Genomic DNA, 17,536 nt, shown 5'->3' with positions numbered 1-17,536 from the left:
TAAATTAAATATCAATATTTGATGCAATTAATACCAGTCTGGAAAAAACGGTCAAATTGACCATAGATTTTCAGTTTAAAATGATCACTCGATTCGGAGCAAACTGATCACCTAATTTCAATTTAAACTGACCACCTATTTTCGGTGCAAAGTGACCATCAAAAAGCTACTTCTTTTTCATGTTGTTTAATCATGGATCTGTATAAAACTACAGACTATGGCAAATAATACAATAGACATGAATAAAATTAGAAAAGTAATTAAATTACATTGTGGTGGTAAGAGCAAATTGTTTATTAGCAAGTATTTATCTCTTTCCAGAAATACCGTAAAAAAATACATCTCTTTATTTGAAGTACTTGGATTAAGTCTTGAATCCATTAATCAAAAAGCAGATTCAGAATTAGACATACTTTTTTCCCAAAGCACAGAAGAGATTACCACCCCAAGGATGCAGAAGGTCTATGAGTTCTTTCCACAAATGGAGCGGGAATTAAAGAAAACTGGCGTAACCATGTATGGCATGTGGGAGCGCTATATCTCTTTAAATCCAGATGGATTTAGAATCTCTCAATTTAGATTCCACTACTCCAAATGGAGCAATAAAGTCAATCCAGTAATGCATATGATTCATAAAGCTGGAGATAAAATGTATGTGGATTACGCAGGAAAGACACTCTCAATTATCAACAAATCAACCTCTGAAATCAAGGAAGTACAGTTTTTTGTTGCCATTCTTGGAGCAAGCCAATATACGTACGCAGAAGCTTCTATGAGCCAGCAAAAAGAAGATTTTGTTGCTTCAGTAGAAAATGCGATACGCTTTTTTGAAGGCACTCCTGCTGCAATTGTGCCAGACAATCTAAAATCTGCCGTAATCAAAAGCAATCGCTTCGAGCCCACCATTAATGAAACTCTTGCAGATTTAGCGGAACACTATGAAACCACTATTCTGCCTGCAAGAGCATACAAACCAAGAGATAAATCTTTGGTTGAAGGAGCGGTTAAAATACTTTATAGAAGAATTTATGCAAATTTAAAGGATATAGAATTCTTTAGCATAGAAGAGTTAAATCAAACTATATGGTACTTGCTTGACGATCATAATAACAGAAAGCTCACAGGACGTCCATACTCTCGTTTTGAGTTATTTATTGAAGACGAGAAGCATGAATTACAACCGCTTCCTCTTGAACGTTTTGAAATTAAATATCATTCAATGGCAACAGTTATGCAAAATGGCCATGTTCAATTAAGCCAGGACAAAAACTACTACAGTGTGCCTTATCAATATTTAAAGAAAAAAGTCAAACTATTGTATACAAAATCAACCGTTGAAATCTACTTCAAATACAATCGCATAGCTACTCACAGTAGAAATCCCAAGCCTTACATCTATACTACAAACCCAGAACATCTGGCAAGTACACATCAATTTGTATCGGAATGGAGTGCCTTTAGATTTATTGAATGGGCAAACAGCATTGATCCGTCAGTTGGAGAATACATTATGCATATTATCGACAGCAGAAGCCATCCTGAACAGGCGTATAAAAGCTGTTTAGGCATATTATCTTTTGAAAAAAAGGTAGGCAGGGAAAGATTAATAAATGCCTGTAAACGTGCTCTGGACTTTAAAATTTACAACTTTAAAACTATAAACAACATCTTAGAGAACAGTCTAGATAAAATACCATTTGAACAGGAAAAAGAACAGGATCTTCCTGAGCACAATAACATCAGAGGAAAACATTACTTTAACTAAAAATCAATATACCATGAATGAATCTACCGTAACAAAAATGAAGCAAATGAAGCTTCATGGAATGCATAACGCTTTTAAAACAGCCATTGAAAGTGGCAAAACTGATCATTATACACTCGATCAATTTATATCAATGATGATAGATGCCGAATGGGATGAAAGACATAACAGGCGTATCGAACGAAGTATTGCAAATGCACGCTTCCACTACAAATCAAATATTGAGAGTATTAATTTTGACCAGTCACGCAATATTGACAGAAATCTTATACTTCGTCTTGCAGAGTGTAATTTTGTTGAAAAGAACGAAAATGTTTTAATAACAGGAAGTACTGGTGTGGGCAAAAGTTTTTTAGGAACTGCTCTAGGTTATCAAGCCTGCATAGAAGGATATAAAGTAAGTTACTTTAATACTTCAAAACTGTTCGCAAAATTAAAAATGGCAAAAGCAGACGGCACTTACTTAAGAGAACTTGCTAAAATACAAAGGCAGGATGTTATTATATTAGATGATTTTGGACTGCAGGCTCTCGACAATCATAACAGAATTACACTATTAGAGATCATTGAAGACAGACATAATAACGGTTCTATCATTGTAACCTCGCAAATCCCCGTACAAGGATGGTATGATATAATCGGCGAAAAAACCATAGCAGATGCAATCTTAGACCGGTTAATACATCAATCGCACAGGGTTGAATTACACGGAGAATCTATGAGAAAGAAAAAAAGCATAAATAAGGGATAATTATTTATCTATATTTGAATATAAATTAACAAATGAAAAAAGTAGTTCTTTAAAATAAAATGGAGGTGCTCACTTTGCACCGAAATTAGGTGGTCAATTTAAACCAAAACTTGGTGGTCAATTTAAATTGGAATTAGATGATCAATATCACTGGTTTTTACAGTCCTAATGACTTATACCCGCTGAAATCCAAAGAGTTCAGGCTGTACTATACCTCGCAGTCCTTAGTTTCCCAGTCCTTTGACGTGTGGATTTCTGATAATTTCGAAAATGAAAAAAAGCTGAGTTTCCAGTTTAACAATGCTGACTAGAGACCTAAGGAGCATATGTACAAAGTAATTAAATTATTGAAAAGGTTGCCATAGCAACAACTTTTTCTTATCTTAGGGTAAAACTATTTTTATGAAAGTCATGACTGAATTATTGGAAAATATTCTCAAAATTCTGGCCCGAAACCCCAGTAGGTCATCCAGTTTAGAAGAATTAACGATGGCTTTGTTTCCGAATGACCTCGTACGTGATCCTATTTCTTTTGAAAGAGAATATCAGGCTCAGGTTTTAGATGCACTTATTAGTTTAGAGAATGCTGGTATGATAGTATTAAACTCAGATACCGATGAAAGCACTATTACGCTAAAAGGACTTCAAGAGCGAAAATCAATAATTTTGTAAGTTAATAGCTTAAATTTATTTTGTTTTTCATACCTTTGAGAGTGTGTTCTTTGCATTAAAAAATAAGACAAGAATCATCCTAACATTATAAGCCTGTGCAAACTAACACAGAATAATCTTTAAAACAGACAGAATATCAGGCTACGATTTTAGCTGATTTTAAAGAATCGTAAAAGAGCAAATTTCCGTTTGCTCTTTTTTGTTTTGGTATATATATCCTTAATCAAACGAAATATATCTTCTGTTAGAATTTCAAATCACCCAGGTATATTTTTATCTAATTTTATATTGAAATGTCAAGAAAACTGCTCTCAGAGAAGGAGTACGATGTACTTCATAAACTGCTCATTGATCAAATGACACCCGGCCAGGCGGCACAGCAGTTTGGATCTCCGCCCCAATATGCACAGGAACTTAACCAGAGCAGCTGCGACAAGGAAAAGAGGGCGGCCGAACTGACTTTAGAAATTGACCAGTATATAGTAAAACTGCGGGAGTTAAAACGCGAGATAAAAGCAAATGCCAGTCCCGCTAAAGATAAAAAAGACAAAAAAGAAAAAGACCGTCAGAAACTGATCTCTAACAGCCTTTTTCCTTTCAGCAGAAGAATGAACAGCACGTTTGGAGTTTTGGATGTTAGCAGCTTTGGAGAACTGGCCGATATACCGCTCCGACAATTTCAGTGCTACAGGGGCTTTAAAATACAGAGCAAAAAAGAGCTCGTTGCCTTTATTGAGTTTGAAAACATCGCGTATCTTTTCAAAGGCTTTTCGCGCTGGAAAAAACAGCCTATTGAACAATTAAAATGAAAGCCACTACAAAAAGCGTTCTTCTTTTGCTTCTTATCTTTGGCCGCCCCCGAAAGAAAAGAAGTCCGTCCAAAAACAGCAAAAGGGATGATAAACATCCCTTAAAAAAAAAGCAGCGGGTTTGGTAAAATAGCGGGCACTGCATTTTGGCAAAAGCGCTCCACCGTTTTAAACGCAAAAAGATGCTCCGCCCGAGAGGAAGGAGTGTCTTTTTGCCGCCCGATCTCGGGCTTATCACACCCCAATGGGCTGAGAGCGAAAATCTTTCAGATTCAGAAAAAATCCCCTGTTTGCTGTCATGCCCTCACGGAACAGGTTCCATAACAGCGAGCATCCCATCTGCGCCAAAGCAGAATTAATAAACAAATCCTGCTTCTCGAGCGCCTCGGCAAGCGAACAGCTTGGGGTGTCGTCCTGCTGTTCAGACTGACGTAAAAGCTCCCCAAATTCCTCGGTCACAAAAGGCAGGCGCTCCACGGTTTCAAATTTTTCGGAATTGGGCTGTGGAATTTCCCCAATACTGGACAGGATGACCTGTCCCGTATACTGGCTGTTGCCAAAATCCATCCAGTATTTCGGGTCGTCCCTATGGTATCTTTGGTTGCTGTATTTTAATATTTCTGCAATATCAAAACGGAACTTCACGCTATCCGTGCAGGTTATGTAAATAGTGGCTTTCGCATTATCGGGCAGTTTTCCAAAGCTGTCCTTTTGAAATTTTACGGTTTCCGATTTCCAGTTTGTGCCCGTAAAACGGTTGGCTCTGTTGATAAGTGCCACGGATTTGTTAAGTCCGACCTCACTTGGCGCAAAACGCTGTCTGCCAAGGTTGGCATTTGTGATAATATCATCATCCCAAAGGCGTACCGAAAGCCCTGCATGCCCGAGAGCCGTGAGGCTGTGGTTCATTTCCATAAGGGCGGTCAATACCTTTGAGCCTGTACCGCCTCCCCCGATAAGATTAATGGTTATGGGATTGGTCGGGCTAATCAGATACGGGTCTGTAAAATGCATTTTGGTTTTGCTTGTTTTCATGACAATAAATTTTTAAGTGTTTTGTTACTGCTTTTCAATAATGGTGTCGGAAAGGTTCTGTCCGATGTAACAAGGTCTTTCCACAGGCTCACGCAGTTGCCCTTTACAGGGCTGTTTTCTCCCATAAGGTGGCTGAAATAGCTGTTAAAGAAATAATCCTCCCACGCCTTTGTAAATTCCTCAACGCAGTCAGATTCTTTTATCTCAATACTAACAGACCCCATACATACCCTGCCGTCTTCATAAATATTAAAAAATGGTGCATAGTACAGTAGTGTTTTTTCCGTAGGTCTCCTGTTACTTAAAAGCGCAAATACCCGCAGGCTGTTTTTGCTTGCCTGCCACATCATGGGAGGCACAAACCCCTGACCGCTCGGAATCCCTAAACCCTCTATAAAATAAAGCGGTCTTTTTTGGGATTTGGTGTACCATATCACAGCGCCTTTGTCCCTGCTTGGATTGCTATGCAGGATATTTGTCGGCAGAATCCCGCCCGACTTCAAAAAGGCGGTCTGCTTCTGATTTTCGGTCATAAGGGCTTTTGCGAGTGCCCCTGCTTCACGCTCTGTGAGCGGATGAGCATTGATAGGCGTGCCGTTTCTATCCATATCAAAATGCTCTACATATACTTCTTTATCTAAACCTTTACTTTCATAGAAAACAAGGGCGGATTTCGGATGGTAGAGCGTCCCGAAATCCTCTGTTATATCAATTGCATTATTCATTTTCATGTTGCTTATAGTTATACAATAATTCGCAGAAATCGTCCAAAAGGGCAAACAGACGGCTTTCAAAATCAAGGCTATTGCTCTCGATTTCAGTTCCGTCAAAGCGTTTAAAAATCGTCGGCTCATCCATTGAACCGTATTCGTTAAACTCATTATTGATGCTCTCCGATAAGCTTTCATAAAGCCAGCCTGTAGTATCCGAGATAAAGGAAATGTACTTTTCAATCCCGATCCTCTCGCTTTGCATGTCTTGATCTTCCTCACATTCATGTATGGGCGCATTTCTAAAAATGCTTTCATTGGGATAGCAGGTGTACAATTCAAAGGCTTTTCGTGCCACTTGAATGCATTTCTCGTCAAATTTATCACGGCTTTTAAAACTATTTAAACGCTTTTCAAAGACCTCTAAATTCATACGGTTAAAAATCTTCTGTTCCATACAGTCGCCAATCATTTCCGCCTTGTCAAACTCCCGCACATACCTTTGGTTTTCTTCCCTGTCATCGTCCTGCTCTGTCCATTCCCTATGCATTTCATAGAGCCAGTACAAATAACTGCCCTGCTCCCTATGGTAGGGAATCTCTACACTATGATAGAGATAAGAGCAGACCGATAAAAGCAGATGCGCATTTTTTTTGTATTTCGGGTCTTTTAGCATCTCGTAAATGGGATGAATAGGGATATAATATAGGGTTGTGCCTGTATTGAATTTTTCCTCGCTTATAAAATATGTTTTCTCCACGTCCTGTAGCAGACGTATTTCGGGGCAGTTTAAAACACTCTTACCTAATTTTTCCTCTATATCCCACAGACCGAGTGCCATATTATAAGGATATTCAAACTGCCCAGTTTGCATTGGTTCAATCCCGTAATGCATGGCAAGACAGTCAAGAGAGAGATAAAAATCACTCTGCATTTTTGCAGTTTCCTGACCAGTCTGCAGGGCTTTGCTATGTTGCATTTTAGGCAGAAAAGAAACCTTTAGAAAACCATCGGTAGCATTCCCGCAGGCACTGACCTTTGCTTGTCTTTCTGCACCTCGCCTGCGTCCTTGGGTCTCTGCATCCAACCCATAAACCCTGCGAGCTGTGCGTGAAGCTGTTTTTGTCTTTTTCGCTCGGGCAGTTGCACTGTTCCCGATATGATTGTCTGTTGCATAATTCATGGCTTAAAATTTTTGGTTATCCCTTTGTTCCCATTACCGTTTCAAATCGGTACTCCACCGCATCGTCCCTGATAACAGGGGCAGAAATTTTGGCGGTGGTCAGTATCGGATAAGTCGGGGCATAAAAATTCAGTACCGCTTCGGTGCTCCATCTTGGCTCGGGGTCGGAAAGCCTGATTTCCTGCCCTTTGTCTTTGAGTATAAAAACCCGCTGTAATTGTGTAGCTAATAACATGACTTTTTTATTTTAAATTAATATCCTTGCTCTTCGTTCTCGTCTTCCCAGTTTTCCATGTCTTCTACCTCTGTTTCTTCCTCGTCCGTTTCATGCTCCTGCTCATTGGCATATTCAGGAAAAAGTACCTCCCGAGGCGGTTCATTCTTTGCGGGCTCTGTCGCACTGCCGAAAAGGTCGGGCGAAAATTTTGCCGACAGTTCGGCTTTTCTCTTGCGTATCTGCTCCGCCTTTAGTGGAAACTCATGTATTTCAGGAACTTTTATCCATGCCTCACGAAATTTCCCTTCTTTTTCCAGTTCGTCCGCCTTTGCCATGGCTTCGCTGAATTTTTTGTCCTTGGCTTCCTGCTCTTTTTTCTGCTTGACGTCTTTCTCTTTTTCCATAGCCGACTGCTTTTTGGTATCTTCAAGCTGTTTCATATAGCCTTCCATGTCCACCATAAGACCCGAGGCAGACTCAATTGGCGTAGTGATATTCTCAAAAAACCCGCTGTCAAGTTCTTCGGCTGTTCCTCTTAGGTTTAACGGCGGTATGCTGTGTTTGGCATTGTCCCCGCACCCCTCGTTTTGAAGCATAACCAGTACGATAAGCCTGCCCTCCGCCCCTTTTGCAATGGTAATGTGCAAATCTCCAATGATCTGCAACTGGGCTATCTGATTGAAAAAATTAGTTGTCGTTTCCATAATTTAATTTTAATTTTTTAATGACTAGTTCCATAACACTCTGCTCATCATGCCCTAACCTGTAAAGGCGTTCAATATAGCTTTTCATGTTTTCCTGATATTCCTTTTCTCCCTCTTCCCCTTTTAAGATAAGCAGATGGGTATTCCAGTTCATTACCGCTTCCCTGATGATGGCTACAAGCTTTTGGGCATACTTCTTTTCGGCTGTCCGGCTTTTTTTTAAAAGCCCCAGTTCTATATACATGTCCAAAATATGCCAATACACACGGGCTTCCTTGCCTGTACTTCGGTGTTTGCTGACAAATTCATTATAGAGATACAGTATAAACTCAAAATTATTACTGTGCTTTCTTGCCATAATTCCTGCATTTTTATGTTAGTCAATTGTCCAGATGTTCAGCCCTGCTATCGCATCACTAAAACCTGATTTTAAAGGCTGTCACGGTTTCGCAACAGCCTTTGGTTATCTGCCTTCCTAATTCAGGTTTAGGATTTCTGCGCCATCTGCCTGAAAAGCCGTGCATAAATCAAATGCCTTTTGGGCTTTTCCCTGAGCTGTGCCTCCCATGACAATGGACTGCAGTTTGGCTTCATTGTCCTTGTATTTTCGCACATTCTGATAGTAGCCCGTCACGCAATTGTAAGCCCCGAAAAGCGTGCCTTTAGTGGTTTCCATTTGCTGTGATTCGCTAGTCATTGCGTACACAAAAGCATCCTCAACGGTATTTTTAAACACGGTAGACACTTCATCATCAGCCCCCTTTTTTGATTAAAGCGAGCGTTTCGGTATTGGGACATAATGCCAACTGAATCAGTTTTTTAACTTCACTGTCTGTTACTTTTACTTTAGACCATTCATTAAAGATGCCCTCTAACTGACTGCTCAGTTTATCCGCCAGTCCCATTACTTTATGAGCATCGTCTAAGCGCTGTTTTGCCCCCGAGGTATGGCGGATGCGCACTACGTTGCTCATAGAGCGGAGTGAAGCGTTAAGGGTGTTTTGACATACGATGCGGATGGGCGTAAAAGCCGCCGTGATGCTTCCGCTTCCGTCGTGGGATGTGGTCAGGAAAATATATTTTTCGGTCACATCATCCCCATTTCCGACCCTGATATAATCAGGAAGTTTTGCCGTAATAAAAATACGCTCGCCGTGTCCCAGCGCACCTGCTGTTTCGTACAGTATACCATCGCCCCCGCCTACAATGGCATCAAAAAAGCTGAACGCCTCACGGTTCTGCACGATTTGGTAGTCTTTCCCTACTACACCCAAAACGGCATTGCTGTCGGTGCGGATAGTGGCAAAGCTGTCAGGTACTGCCAGTTCGGTACTGCCCATTTCAATACCGCCCGCAGTTTGGATAATGCCCGATGCTTTTGTGTATAAAGGGCTTTTAGCCACCTCATAGTCAAGGCCTGCATGTCTGATGGCTTCGGCGCTTGTCGGGTACTGCTCCACAATCTGCCCGAGCCCGTGCCATGCTTTTTCCTTTACGCTGAAAAAAGAATACTTTCCTGTTGTACTGTTGTAATTGATATTATGTGCCATGATATTTGATTTTAAAAGTTTGAAATAAAATTGTTTAAAACGCTTTAATGCCCACCGTTAAAACGGGATGTCATCCTCAGGCTCTTTTAAGGCGGCTTTTTTGTTTTCTCCCTGCTCTGCATTCTGCCCCGTTTTCACTGCCTGCGCCCCTTCGGATTTTTTCCCGCCCCCGTGCAGTTTGATGTTCGAGGTATTGAAATTCAGCCCCGCGCGCGGTTCCCCGTCATTGCCTGTCCACGCCCTTGCGCTTACCATGCCAGTAAGCTCGACCACCGTGCCTTTGGTCAGCCACTCGGCAACCCTCGGGCTTATCCAGTAGGCGCACTCGAAAAAGGTGGTCTGCTCCACCCTGTCGCCTTTTTTGTTTTTGTAGCTCTCGTTTATGGCTACTGAAAAATTTACTACCTGTCTGCTGTCTGACAAGGTGCGTACCTGCGCATCTCTTGTCACTCTTCCTGTGATGTTCATGATTTCTAGTTTTTAAATTGTTACTTTCTTTTTCCCGCACCGCATTTTTACTTTTTACTTTTTTTACTTTTCTTTTTTTTTTTGAAATTTTATTCGGCAATGAGAGCAGGTGCTGTTTTGTTTCATCATGCTTTATTCAATATTTCAATTTCCATTTCTGACATTTTTTTTTATTCGTCTAAAGAGCCGCAGTATGCTATGTTTTGTTTCATGAGCATAAAAAGGTGAGTGTCCGCCAAAAGCAAGGCTCAGGCAAAAAATACAACCCGCATGGGTGGAGATTTTTTGCCAGACCTGAAAGGCCCGGCCTTGCTTTTGGGTAAGGACACGGACTACCTTTGCTCCTGAAATAAAACAAAAGCATACAGGGTCTTGGATAAAAAGAAAAGGGAAGCAATCGGGATACTGTGGATAAACGGTAGTCAGAAAGAAACGCAGCCAGCTTCGGGTGAATTCTAAAAGAAAGCGCCTGAACCTAAGAGTATTGCATAATTTTCGAGCTACAATTATTTAGCTACCGCTATTGCTGCAGTACTGAAAGATTTGATATTTATTCTTATATTCGCTTAAAAATCTTACTAATGACACAAAGCCAGCTTCAAGAACCAAATTGGAGCCATTTTATTGCTGGTATGAATTAGTTATAAGCTAGCTAAAGAAAACGTAAATGGAAACCGAACAATATTTAGAGAATTTAAAAAAAACTATATTGTCAAAAAATAATTTTAAAAAAGTTATAATGACGAGAGAATGGGCATCTAAAATCCCAAGTTCCGCAGGGGTTTATGTTTTCAAAGATGTTGAAAACATAGTATATGTTGGTGAAACAGGAAATTTGCGAGGTAGAATGAAGGATTTACTTGATAGCCGGCACCATACTGTCAGGAGGACTATTGGAGAAAGATTCTACTGTTCTATTCCAGGATTTCAAAAAGCAACGAATAAAATTAAATTTCCTGACAATATTGAATTTTTAGTTAATGACCATATTTGCACAAAACTTTCTCTTGCTTATTTAGAAGTCAAATTAGGAAGAAAAGAACTTGAAGAGGAAATTCATTGTATGATGGACATTGCAGTGAGACTAAATAAACGAGGAAAGCGTAAATAATAAAAAAAACAAAAATATATGAAAAATTTGGAGCAAAGGTATTTTATTGGAATATGGAAAAGTAAAGACTTACTCCCTAATTGGAATTATGAAGATAATGTTGAAATTACAATTTATTCTTATGAAAGATTTTCAATAGGAACTGCAAAAGACGGATTGTTTGTAGAAGGGCAATTAGAAGTACACAATATTGAAAATGACATATTTCAATTAACTATTCAAGGAACCGCAATTAGTGATGACTTTAAAATTTTACAAGGTAGAATGTATATGACGAACGGTAATTATCCTCCAAGTTTTGTTTTAACGATTCCTAACTACGGTGAACGATATTTTGAGCAAACAAGGAAATAGCTTATAATAACTAAGCTTTCGTCTTGCCCGGAGGGCACGAGATGAAAGCCCGTTGAACGGAACCGCAGGAAGCTTAATACGTATTATGGAGTTTTCGAAGTGTAGCTTTAAGATATACGAGCAGTAATTTTACGAGTACTGCTTTTTTTATGGTTGAACTTGTGCTGTCTTATTGTTATTTTTCGATTTACCGACGCAATTAAATACAAGTTCCCTTACCCGTAAAAACTAATTCACATAGGCAAGTGTATTCTCGATAAGATACGCTTTTGGCGGACCTCGTTGCCCAAAGACATGTAACGTAACCAGATTTCCAACTTTACAACAATAACATTTTTTAAGTTGCGTTTTGGTTTCGATTTCAGGTCGAATGATATATTTAAATCTTGTTGTAATTGTTGCAGTTTGCCACGTTTCCAACTGCTACTTAAAATACCGTAATGCCTGATTCTTACAAAACGTTTGGGTAAAATATGAAGACTAAAACGCCTTGTAAACTCTTCGTTTTTTAAGGTGAGTTGCTTAGTTTTACTTGCGTCTTTATAATCTTTATAAGCAATGGTAACTTCTTGATTTGTTACATTTTTAATCCGATGATTGCTGATGGCAACTTTATGGGTGTATCTTCCTAAATATTCGATTACTTGTTTGGGACCTCCAAATGGGCGTTTGGCATAAACCACCCAATTTTTATCAAATAAACTTTGCAAAACATGAGCATCGGCAAGCTTTTCTTTACGTAACAAGGCAACAAATTTTGCTCGAAAAACCTTGCTTAACGCTTTTACTGCAAATAAGTATTTATCGGTTTTTATCTTGCGTTTCCATTTACCGTTGGCATCAATTCCACCACCAGGAATAATACAGTGTAAATGTGGATGTAAACTTAAATTTTGTCCCCAGGTATGTAAAATCGCAATCATTCCTAGTTGCAAACCTTCCGTTTTTCCGAATTGATTTAATGTCGACCAAACAGAATCAAACAAGATTTTATAAACGATTTTTGGATGTGCAATCGCTAATCCATTAAGCGAATCTGGAAGGGTAAAAACCAAATGATAGTACGAACAAGGCAACAAATCCTGCTCACGTGCCTGAATCCATTCTTCACGTTTATGACCTTGACATTTCGGGCAATGCCTATTGCGACAACTGTTGTAACTAATACTAATGTTGCCACAAGCATCACAAGCATCTACATGTCCGCCCAAAGCAGCAGTTCGGCACAAAGTCAATGCTCTTAACGTTTTTTCTTGATGAACGGTAAAGTTTTGGTTGGACAAATCGACTTTTCTCAGCACATCGGCTACTTCCCACTGCGGCTGCATAAAGCAAAAACGGTATCAATTGGACTGTGTACTTTTTGGTTTTCGAGCTGGCAAACATGCAAATATTCCATCGTCGTCTCCACGCGTTCATGACCCAGCAGTTTCTGAACTTGAAGAATATTTACACCATCTTCGAGCAAATGCGTAGCATAGCTGTGGCGCAATGTATGCGTATGCACATCTTTTAAAATGCCTGCTTTTTTACAAACCGATTGAATCGCCCATTGTACGCCACGCTGACTGTAACGAGAATCAAAACCTTTGGCGTCTTTGGTGTTGCCTGTAAATAAAAATGTGGTAGGATGTTCGGCTGAAATATACCTTTTTACACCCCGAATGATATGATCTGATAAGGGAACATAACGATCTTTTTTGCATTTACTTTGAACAATATGAAGTAGTTTTCTATCAAAATCCAGATGCTTTAATTCAATATTTCGAACTTCCATACAACGTAGTCCGCAACTATAAATCAATCCAATTAAAATGCGATGTTTGAGCAAATCGGCATGTTGAAGCATCTTCCATATCTCTTCCCTACTCAGAATTACAGGAAGTTTCTTTTCTTTAGGAATCGATGGTAAATGAAGATAATCGTAAGGTAAATTCTCTGTTTTTAAAAGAAATCGAAGTCCGTAAACAGTGTGTTTAAAATACGATTGCGAAGGTGAATTGGAACGTTGTTGCAGTTCAAAGAGATAATCTTTAACTTGTTCGGGATGTAATTCGGTTGGTAAAGCACCAAAATGAAGTACCATTGCGGCCACATGGCGCGAATAATTTTCAAAAGTGCGTTTGCTTCGTCCTAAAATAGAAATATTTCGCTCAAAACGATGCAGAAGTTCAGAAAAACCTGTAATTTCATTACAAGCACGATTCAAATATTTGTTCGTTCTTAATTCCTCCGGAGATTTTTTTTAGTTACCATATTATCAATTATTTAAACGTTAATAAATACTAAGGTACTAAATCATCGCAGCGAAAGCTACCGGAGGTTTAGTTCAACAGGCGTTTGGCAAGATTGCGAATTTTGTAGTAAATTCACGTTTACATTTCGCAAGAAATTTTATCTTTAATAGAAAATAATTAGTTCCGAAGTTCGCAACCTCGCCAAGCGCCGGAACGTTGTGTGCAAGGGTAAACGACCTATTCATCCAAACTTGAGCAAACAATTATTGAAATAGAATTTTAATATATTTACAATGCCAAAATGTTTTTTAAAACAACACTATCATGGACATTACAAATTTGCCAGAAGATTTATTTGAAAATAACTACACGGACACTTCAGACCTGCAAATTGCTAACTACGAGGCGTATAAACTTGTTTCCAAAAATAAGATTAACCTAAACAAAAATGTATTCAGTTTTTTGTTGGACGGACAAAAGGACATTCACTTTTCTAATGACATCGTTTCGATCGATGATACACAATCCTTGCTTCTTGCATCGGGGAATTTTTTAACAACAGAAATTGTAGGGGCAAATAGTTATAGTTGCCTACTCTTTTTCTTTTCTCAAAAAAACATTAATGATTTTTTATTGAAATATGGGCATTTATTTAACCCAAATGACTTAAATAAATCAGCGGCCAGTAGTCCCTATTTCCTTATGGAAAAAGACAATTTTATTATCCATTTTATTAATTCTATTCAACAAATTTATGGTTTGAATCAAACAATCTCTCAAAAGATTCTGGAATTGAAATTTGAAGAAATTATACTGTATCTGGCTGATAAGTATGGGCAAAGTTTTTTTGTTTATCTACATTCATTATTAATCAATGAAAGAGAATTATCTTTTAAAATGGTCATTGAAAAAAATCTGTACACGAGTTTGAATATTGACGAGGTCGCTTTTCTATGTAATATGAGTCTGTCTACTTTTAAGCGGAAATTTTTACAATTATATCAAGAGTCTCCAGGAAAATGGTTTCAACTAAAACGACTCAACAAAGCCAAAAAATTATTGCTTAATAATGAAGCAACCCCATCAGAAATCTATATGGACTTTGGTTATGACAGCTTATCAAATTTTAGCACAGCCTTTAAAAACGAATTTGGTTACAGTCCAAAAAACATGATGAAAACTTGACCTTTTTTCATAAGTTTTTGAACTAAATAAAAAAGCACCACAAGTTTAAAGGTGCTACATTTGTTAAAACAAAATTGGTTTAATTTAAAAATAAAAAGACATGAAAAAATTAGGATTATTAGTTCGACTAGAAGCTAAAGCAGGAAAAGAAAAAGATGTTGAAGCCTTTATCACAAGTGCATTGCCACTCGCTAATGAAGAAGCAGGTACTGTTACGTGGTATGCGTTTCGTATTGACGCTTCTACATTTGGCATTTTTGACACTTTTTCAGATGAAGAAGGCAGAGAAGCACATCTTGGTGGTAAGATTGCAAAGGCGTTAATGGAAAATGCACCTGAATTGTTGGCTACTGCACCATCTATTGAGAAATTGGACGTTTTAGCGGTTAAATAAACATACCACAATTATTATAAAATGGCAGCCTGTCAAAGTTCTGTAAATGAATTTGGACAGGTTGCCTTTGTTTACAAAACAGCTTCATAATAAATTAAGCTTAGACTGACGAAGAAACCCAGCCCACAATAACTAAGCTTTCGTCTTGCCCGGAGGGCACGAGATGAAAGCCCGTTGAACGGAACCGCAGGAAGCTTAATACGTATTATGGAGTTTTCGAAGTGTAGCTTTAAGATATACGAGCAGTAATTTTACGAGTACTGCTTTTTTTATGGTTGAACTTGTGCTGTCTTATTGTTATTTTTCGATTTACCGACGCAATTAAATACAAGTTCCCTTACCCGTAAAAACTAATTCACATAGGCAAGTGTATTCTCGATAAGATATGCTTTTGGCGGACCTCGTTGCCCAAAGACATGTAACGTAACCAGATTTCCAACTTTACAACAATAACATTTTTTAAGTTGCGTTTTGGTTTCGATTTCAGGTCGAATGATATATTTAAATCTTGTTGTAATTGTTGCAGTTTGCCACGTTTCCAACTGCTACTTAAAATACCGTAATGCCTGATTCTTACAAAACGTTTGGGTAAAATATGAAGACTAAAACGCCTTGTAAACTCTTAGTTTTTTAAGGTGAGTTGCTTAGTTTTACTTGCGTCTTTATAATCTTTATAAGCAATGGTAACTTCTTGATTTGTTACATTTTTAATCCGATGATTGCTGATGGCAACTTTATGGGTGTATCTTCCTAAATATTCGATTACTTGTTTGGGACCTCCAAATGGGCGTTTGGCATAAACCACCCAATTTTTATCAAATAAACTTTGCAAAACATGAGCATCGGCAAGCTTTTCTTTACGTAACAAGGCAACAAATTTTGCTCGAAAAACCTTGCTTAACGCTTTTACTGCAAATAAGTATTTATCGGTTTTTATCTTGCGTTTCCATTTACCGTTGGCATCAATTCCACCACCAGGAATAATACAGTGTAAATGTGGATGTAAACTTAAATTTTGTCCCCAGGTATGTAAAATCGCAATCATTCCTAGTTGCAAACCTTCCGTTTTTCCGAATTGATTTAATGTCGACCAAACAGAATCAAACAAGATTTTATAAACGATTTTTGGATGTGCAATCGCTAATCCATTAAGCGAATCTGGAAGGGTAAAAACCAAATGATAGTACGAACAAGGCAACAAATCCTGCTCACGTGCCTGAATCCATTCTTCACGTTTATGACCTTGACATTTCGGGCAATGCCTATTGCGACAACTGTTGTAACTAATACTAATGTTGCCACAAGCATCACAAGCATCTACATGTCCGCCCAAAGCAGCAGTTCGGCACAAAGTCAATGCTCTTAACGTTTTTTCTTGATGAACGGTAAAGTTTTGGTTGGACAAATCGACTTTTCTCAGCACATCGGCTACTTCCCACTGCGGCTGCATAAAGCAAAAACGGTATCAATTGGACTGTGTACTTTTTGGTTTTCGAGCTGGCAAACATGCAAATATTCCATCGTCGTCTCCACGCGTTCATGACCCAGCAGTTTCTGAACTTGAAGAATATTTACACCATCTTCGAGCAAATGCGTAGCATAGCTGTGGCGCAATGTATGCGTATGCACATCTTTTAAAATGCCTGCTTTTTTACAAACCGATTGAATCGCCCATTGTACGCCACGCTGACTGTAACGAGAATCAAAACCTTTGGCGTCTTTGGTGTTGCCTGTAAATAAAAATGTGGTAGGATGTTCGGCTGAAATATACCTTTTTACACCCCGAATGATATGATCTGATAAGGGAACATAACGATCTTTTTTGCATTTACTTTGAACAATATGAAGTAGTTTTCTATCAAAATCCAGATGCTTTAATTCAATATTTCGAACTTCCATACAACGTAGTCCGCAACTATAAATCAATCCAATTAAAATGCGATGTTTGAGCAAATCGGCATGTTGAAGCATCTTCCATATCTCTTCCCTACTCAGAATTACAGGAAGTTTCTTTTCTTTAGGAATCGATGGTAAATGAAGATAATCGTAAGGTAAATTCTCTGTTTTTAAAAGAAATCGAAGTCCGTAAACAGTGTGTTTAAAATACGATTGCGAAGGTGAATTGGAACGTTGTTGCAGTTCAAAGAGATAATCTTTAACTTGTTCGGGATGTAATTCGGTTGGTAAAGCACCAAAATGAAGTACCATTGCGGCCACATGGCGCGAATAATTTTCAAAAGTGCGTTTGCTTCGTCCTAAAATAGAAATATTTCGCTCAAAACGATGCAGAAGTTCAGAAAAACCTGTAATTTCATTACAAGCACGATTCAAATATTTGTTCGTTCTTAATTCCTCCGGAGATTTTTTTTAGTTACCATATTATCAATTATT

At 38.5% G+C, this 17,536-nt stretch carries 17 protein-coding genes and 4 pseudogenes; 9 read left to right on the top strand and 12 right to left on the bottom strand.

Annotated elements, in window-relative coordinates:
- The first annotated feature begins 217 nt into the window (after positions 1 to 217).
- The 5 genes and pseudogenes from istA (at position 218) to NLG42_RS16445 (ending at position 3,997) form a co-directional block, all read left to right on the top strand.
- Positions 218 to 1,765 (top strand): IS21 family transposase, encoded by a 1,548-nt coding sequence (istA, locus tag NLG42_RS16465; RefSeq protein WP_257681598.1) that lies wholly within the window; start codon positions 218 to 220, stop codon positions 1,763 to 1,765.
- 13 nt (positions 1,766 to 1,778) lie between these two features.
- Positions 1,779 to 2,516 (top strand): IS21-like element helper ATPase IstB, encoded by a 738-nt coding sequence (gene istB / locus NLG42_RS16460; protein ID WP_154785760.1) that lies wholly within the window; start codon positions 1,779 to 1,781, stop codon positions 2,514 to 2,516.
- 158 nt (positions 2,517 to 2,674) lie between these two features.
- Positions 2,675 to 2,827: pseudogene (locus NLG42_RS16455) on the top strand (TraQ conjugal transfer family protein); the annotation flags it as partial.
- A gap of 91 nt (positions 2,828 to 2,918) precedes the next feature.
- Entirely contained in the window at positions 2,919 to 3,188 is a 270-nt protein-coding gene (locus tag NLG42_RS16450) for a hypothetical protein (protein ID WP_257681597.1), read from the top strand.
- Between the two features lie 293 nt (positions 3,189 to 3,481).
- Positions 3,482 to 3,997: a hypothetical protein gene (locus tag NLG42_RS16445; RefSeq protein ID WP_257681596.1), complete on the top strand. Its 516-nt coding sequence runs from the start codon at positions 3,482 to 3,484 to the stop codon at positions 3,995 to 3,997.
- A 234-nt stretch (positions 3,998 to 4,231) separates the two neighbouring features.
- Here NLG42_RS16445 and NLG42_RS16440 read toward each other — a convergent pair whose 3' ends face one another.
- The 8 genes and pseudogenes from NLG42_RS16440 to NLG42_RS16405 form a co-directional block, all read right to left on the bottom strand.
- On the bottom strand, positions 4,232 to 5,032 hold the full coding sequence (locus NLG42_RS16440) for a PRTRC system ThiF family protein (RefSeq protein ID WP_257681595.1): 801 nt from the start codon (positions 5,030 to 5,032) through the stop codon (positions 4,232 to 4,234).
- Complete coding sequence (locus tag NLG42_RS16435) at positions 5,029 to 5,757, bottom strand: PRTRC system protein B (protein WP_257683993.1); 729 nt, start codon at positions 5,755 to 5,757, stop codon at positions 5,029 to 5,031. Before NLG42_RS16435 ends, NLG42_RS16440 begins: the two co-directional genes overlap by 4 nt.
- Complete coding sequence (locus tag NLG42_RS16430) at positions 5,750 to 6,925, bottom strand: hypothetical protein (RefSeq protein WP_257681594.1); 1,176 nt, start codon at positions 6,923 to 6,925, stop codon at positions 5,750 to 5,752. Before NLG42_RS16430 ends, NLG42_RS16435 begins: the two co-directional genes overlap by 8 nt.
- A 16-nt stretch (positions 6,926 to 6,941) precedes the next feature.
- Positions 6,942 to 7,160, bottom strand: a complete 219-nt coding sequence (locus NLG42_RS16425; RefSeq protein WP_108422201.1) for a PRTRC system protein C — start codon at positions 7,158 to 7,160, stop codon at positions 6,942 to 6,944.
- A 17-nt stretch (positions 7,161 to 7,177) separates the two neighbouring features.
- On the bottom strand, positions 7,178 to 7,846 hold the full coding sequence (locus NLG42_RS16420) for a PRTRC system protein E (RefSeq protein WP_257681593.1): 669 nt from the start codon (positions 7,844 to 7,846) through the stop codon (positions 7,178 to 7,180).
- On the bottom strand, positions 7,830 to 8,204 hold the full coding sequence (locus tag NLG42_RS16415; protein WP_257681592.1) for a hypothetical protein: 375 nt from the start codon (positions 8,202 to 8,204) through the stop codon (positions 7,830 to 7,832). Before NLG42_RS16415 ends, NLG42_RS16420 begins: the two co-directional genes overlap by 17 nt.
- 117 nt (positions 8,205 to 8,321) lie before the next feature.
- Positions 8,322 to 9,396: pseudogene (locus NLG42_RS16410) on the bottom strand (DUF932 domain-containing protein).
- Between the two features lie 57 nt (positions 9,397 to 9,453).
- Positions 9,454 to 9,864, bottom strand: coding sequence for a single-stranded DNA-binding protein (locus tag NLG42_RS16405; RefSeq protein ID WP_257681591.1), 411 nt, complete (start codon positions 9,862 to 9,864; stop codon positions 9,454 to 9,456).
- A 667-nt stretch (positions 9,865 to 10,531) separates the two neighbouring features.
- Here NLG42_RS16405 and NLG42_RS16400 point away from each other — a divergent pair.
- The gene (locus NLG42_RS16400) at positions 10,532 to 10,975 is read left to right on the top strand and encodes a GIY-YIG nuclease family protein (protein WP_257681590.1); all 444 of its coding nucleotides are present in this window, start codon (positions 10,532 to 10,534) and stop codon (positions 10,973 to 10,975) included.
- Between the two features lie 27 nt (positions 10,976 to 11,002).
- Entirely contained in the window at positions 11,003 to 11,329 is a 327-nt protein-coding gene (locus NLG42_RS16395; RefSeq protein WP_257681589.1) for a hypothetical protein, read from the top strand.
- 228 nt (positions 11,330 to 11,557) lie between these two features.
- On the opposite strand, the pseudogene NLG42_RS16390 reads toward NLG42_RS16395, so the two are convergent.
- Positions 11,558 to 12,657, bottom strand: a pseudogene (locus NLG42_RS16390) (IS91 family transposase).
- Positions 12,636 to 13,538, bottom strand: coding sequence for a tyrosine-type recombinase/integrase (locus tag NLG42_RS16385; protein WP_071637773.1), 903 nt, complete (start codon positions 13,536 to 13,538; stop codon positions 12,636 to 12,638). Before NLG42_RS16385 ends, NLG42_RS16390 begins: the two are co-directional and overlap by 22 nt.
- Positions 13,539 to 13,890: 352 nt before the next feature.
- Between NLG42_RS16385 and NLG42_RS16380 the strand changes: the two genes are divergently transcribed.
- Both NLG42_RS16380 and NLG42_RS16375 read left to right on the top strand, forming a co-directional pair.
- The gene (locus NLG42_RS16380; RefSeq protein ID WP_257681588.1) at positions 13,891 to 14,751 is read left to right on the top strand and encodes a helix-turn-helix domain-containing protein; all 861 of its coding nucleotides are present in this window, start codon (positions 13,891 to 13,893) and stop codon (positions 14,749 to 14,751) included.
- Between the two features lie 100 nt (positions 14,752 to 14,851).
- Entirely contained in the window at positions 14,852 to 15,145 is a 294-nt protein-coding gene (locus tag NLG42_RS16375; RefSeq protein WP_021190094.1) for a putative quinol monooxygenase, read from the top strand.
- Positions 15,146 to 15,495: 350 nt separating this feature from the next.
- On the opposite strand, the pseudogene NLG42_RS16370 reads toward NLG42_RS16375, so the two are convergent.
- Both NLG42_RS16370 and NLG42_RS16365 read right to left on the bottom strand, forming a co-directional pair.
- Positions 15,496 to 16,595 (bottom strand): annotated as a pseudogene (locus NLG42_RS16370) (IS91 family transposase).
- Positions 16,574 to 17,476 (bottom strand): tyrosine-type recombinase/integrase, encoded by a 903-nt coding sequence (locus tag NLG42_RS16365; RefSeq protein WP_071637773.1) that lies wholly within the window; start codon positions 17,474 to 17,476, stop codon positions 16,574 to 16,576. Before NLG42_RS16365 ends, NLG42_RS16370 begins: the two are co-directional and overlap by 22 nt.
- Between the last annotated feature and the right edge of the window lie 60 nt (positions 17,477 to 17,536).

This window comes from Flavobacterium plurextorum (assembly GCF_024638035.1).
Lineage (GTDB): Bacteria > Bacteroidota > Bacteroidia > Flavobacteriales > Flavobacteriaceae > Flavobacterium > Flavobacterium plurextorum.
Note: the sequence above shows the minus strand (reverse complement) of the source record. Positions and strands in the feature narration are given on the sequence as shown.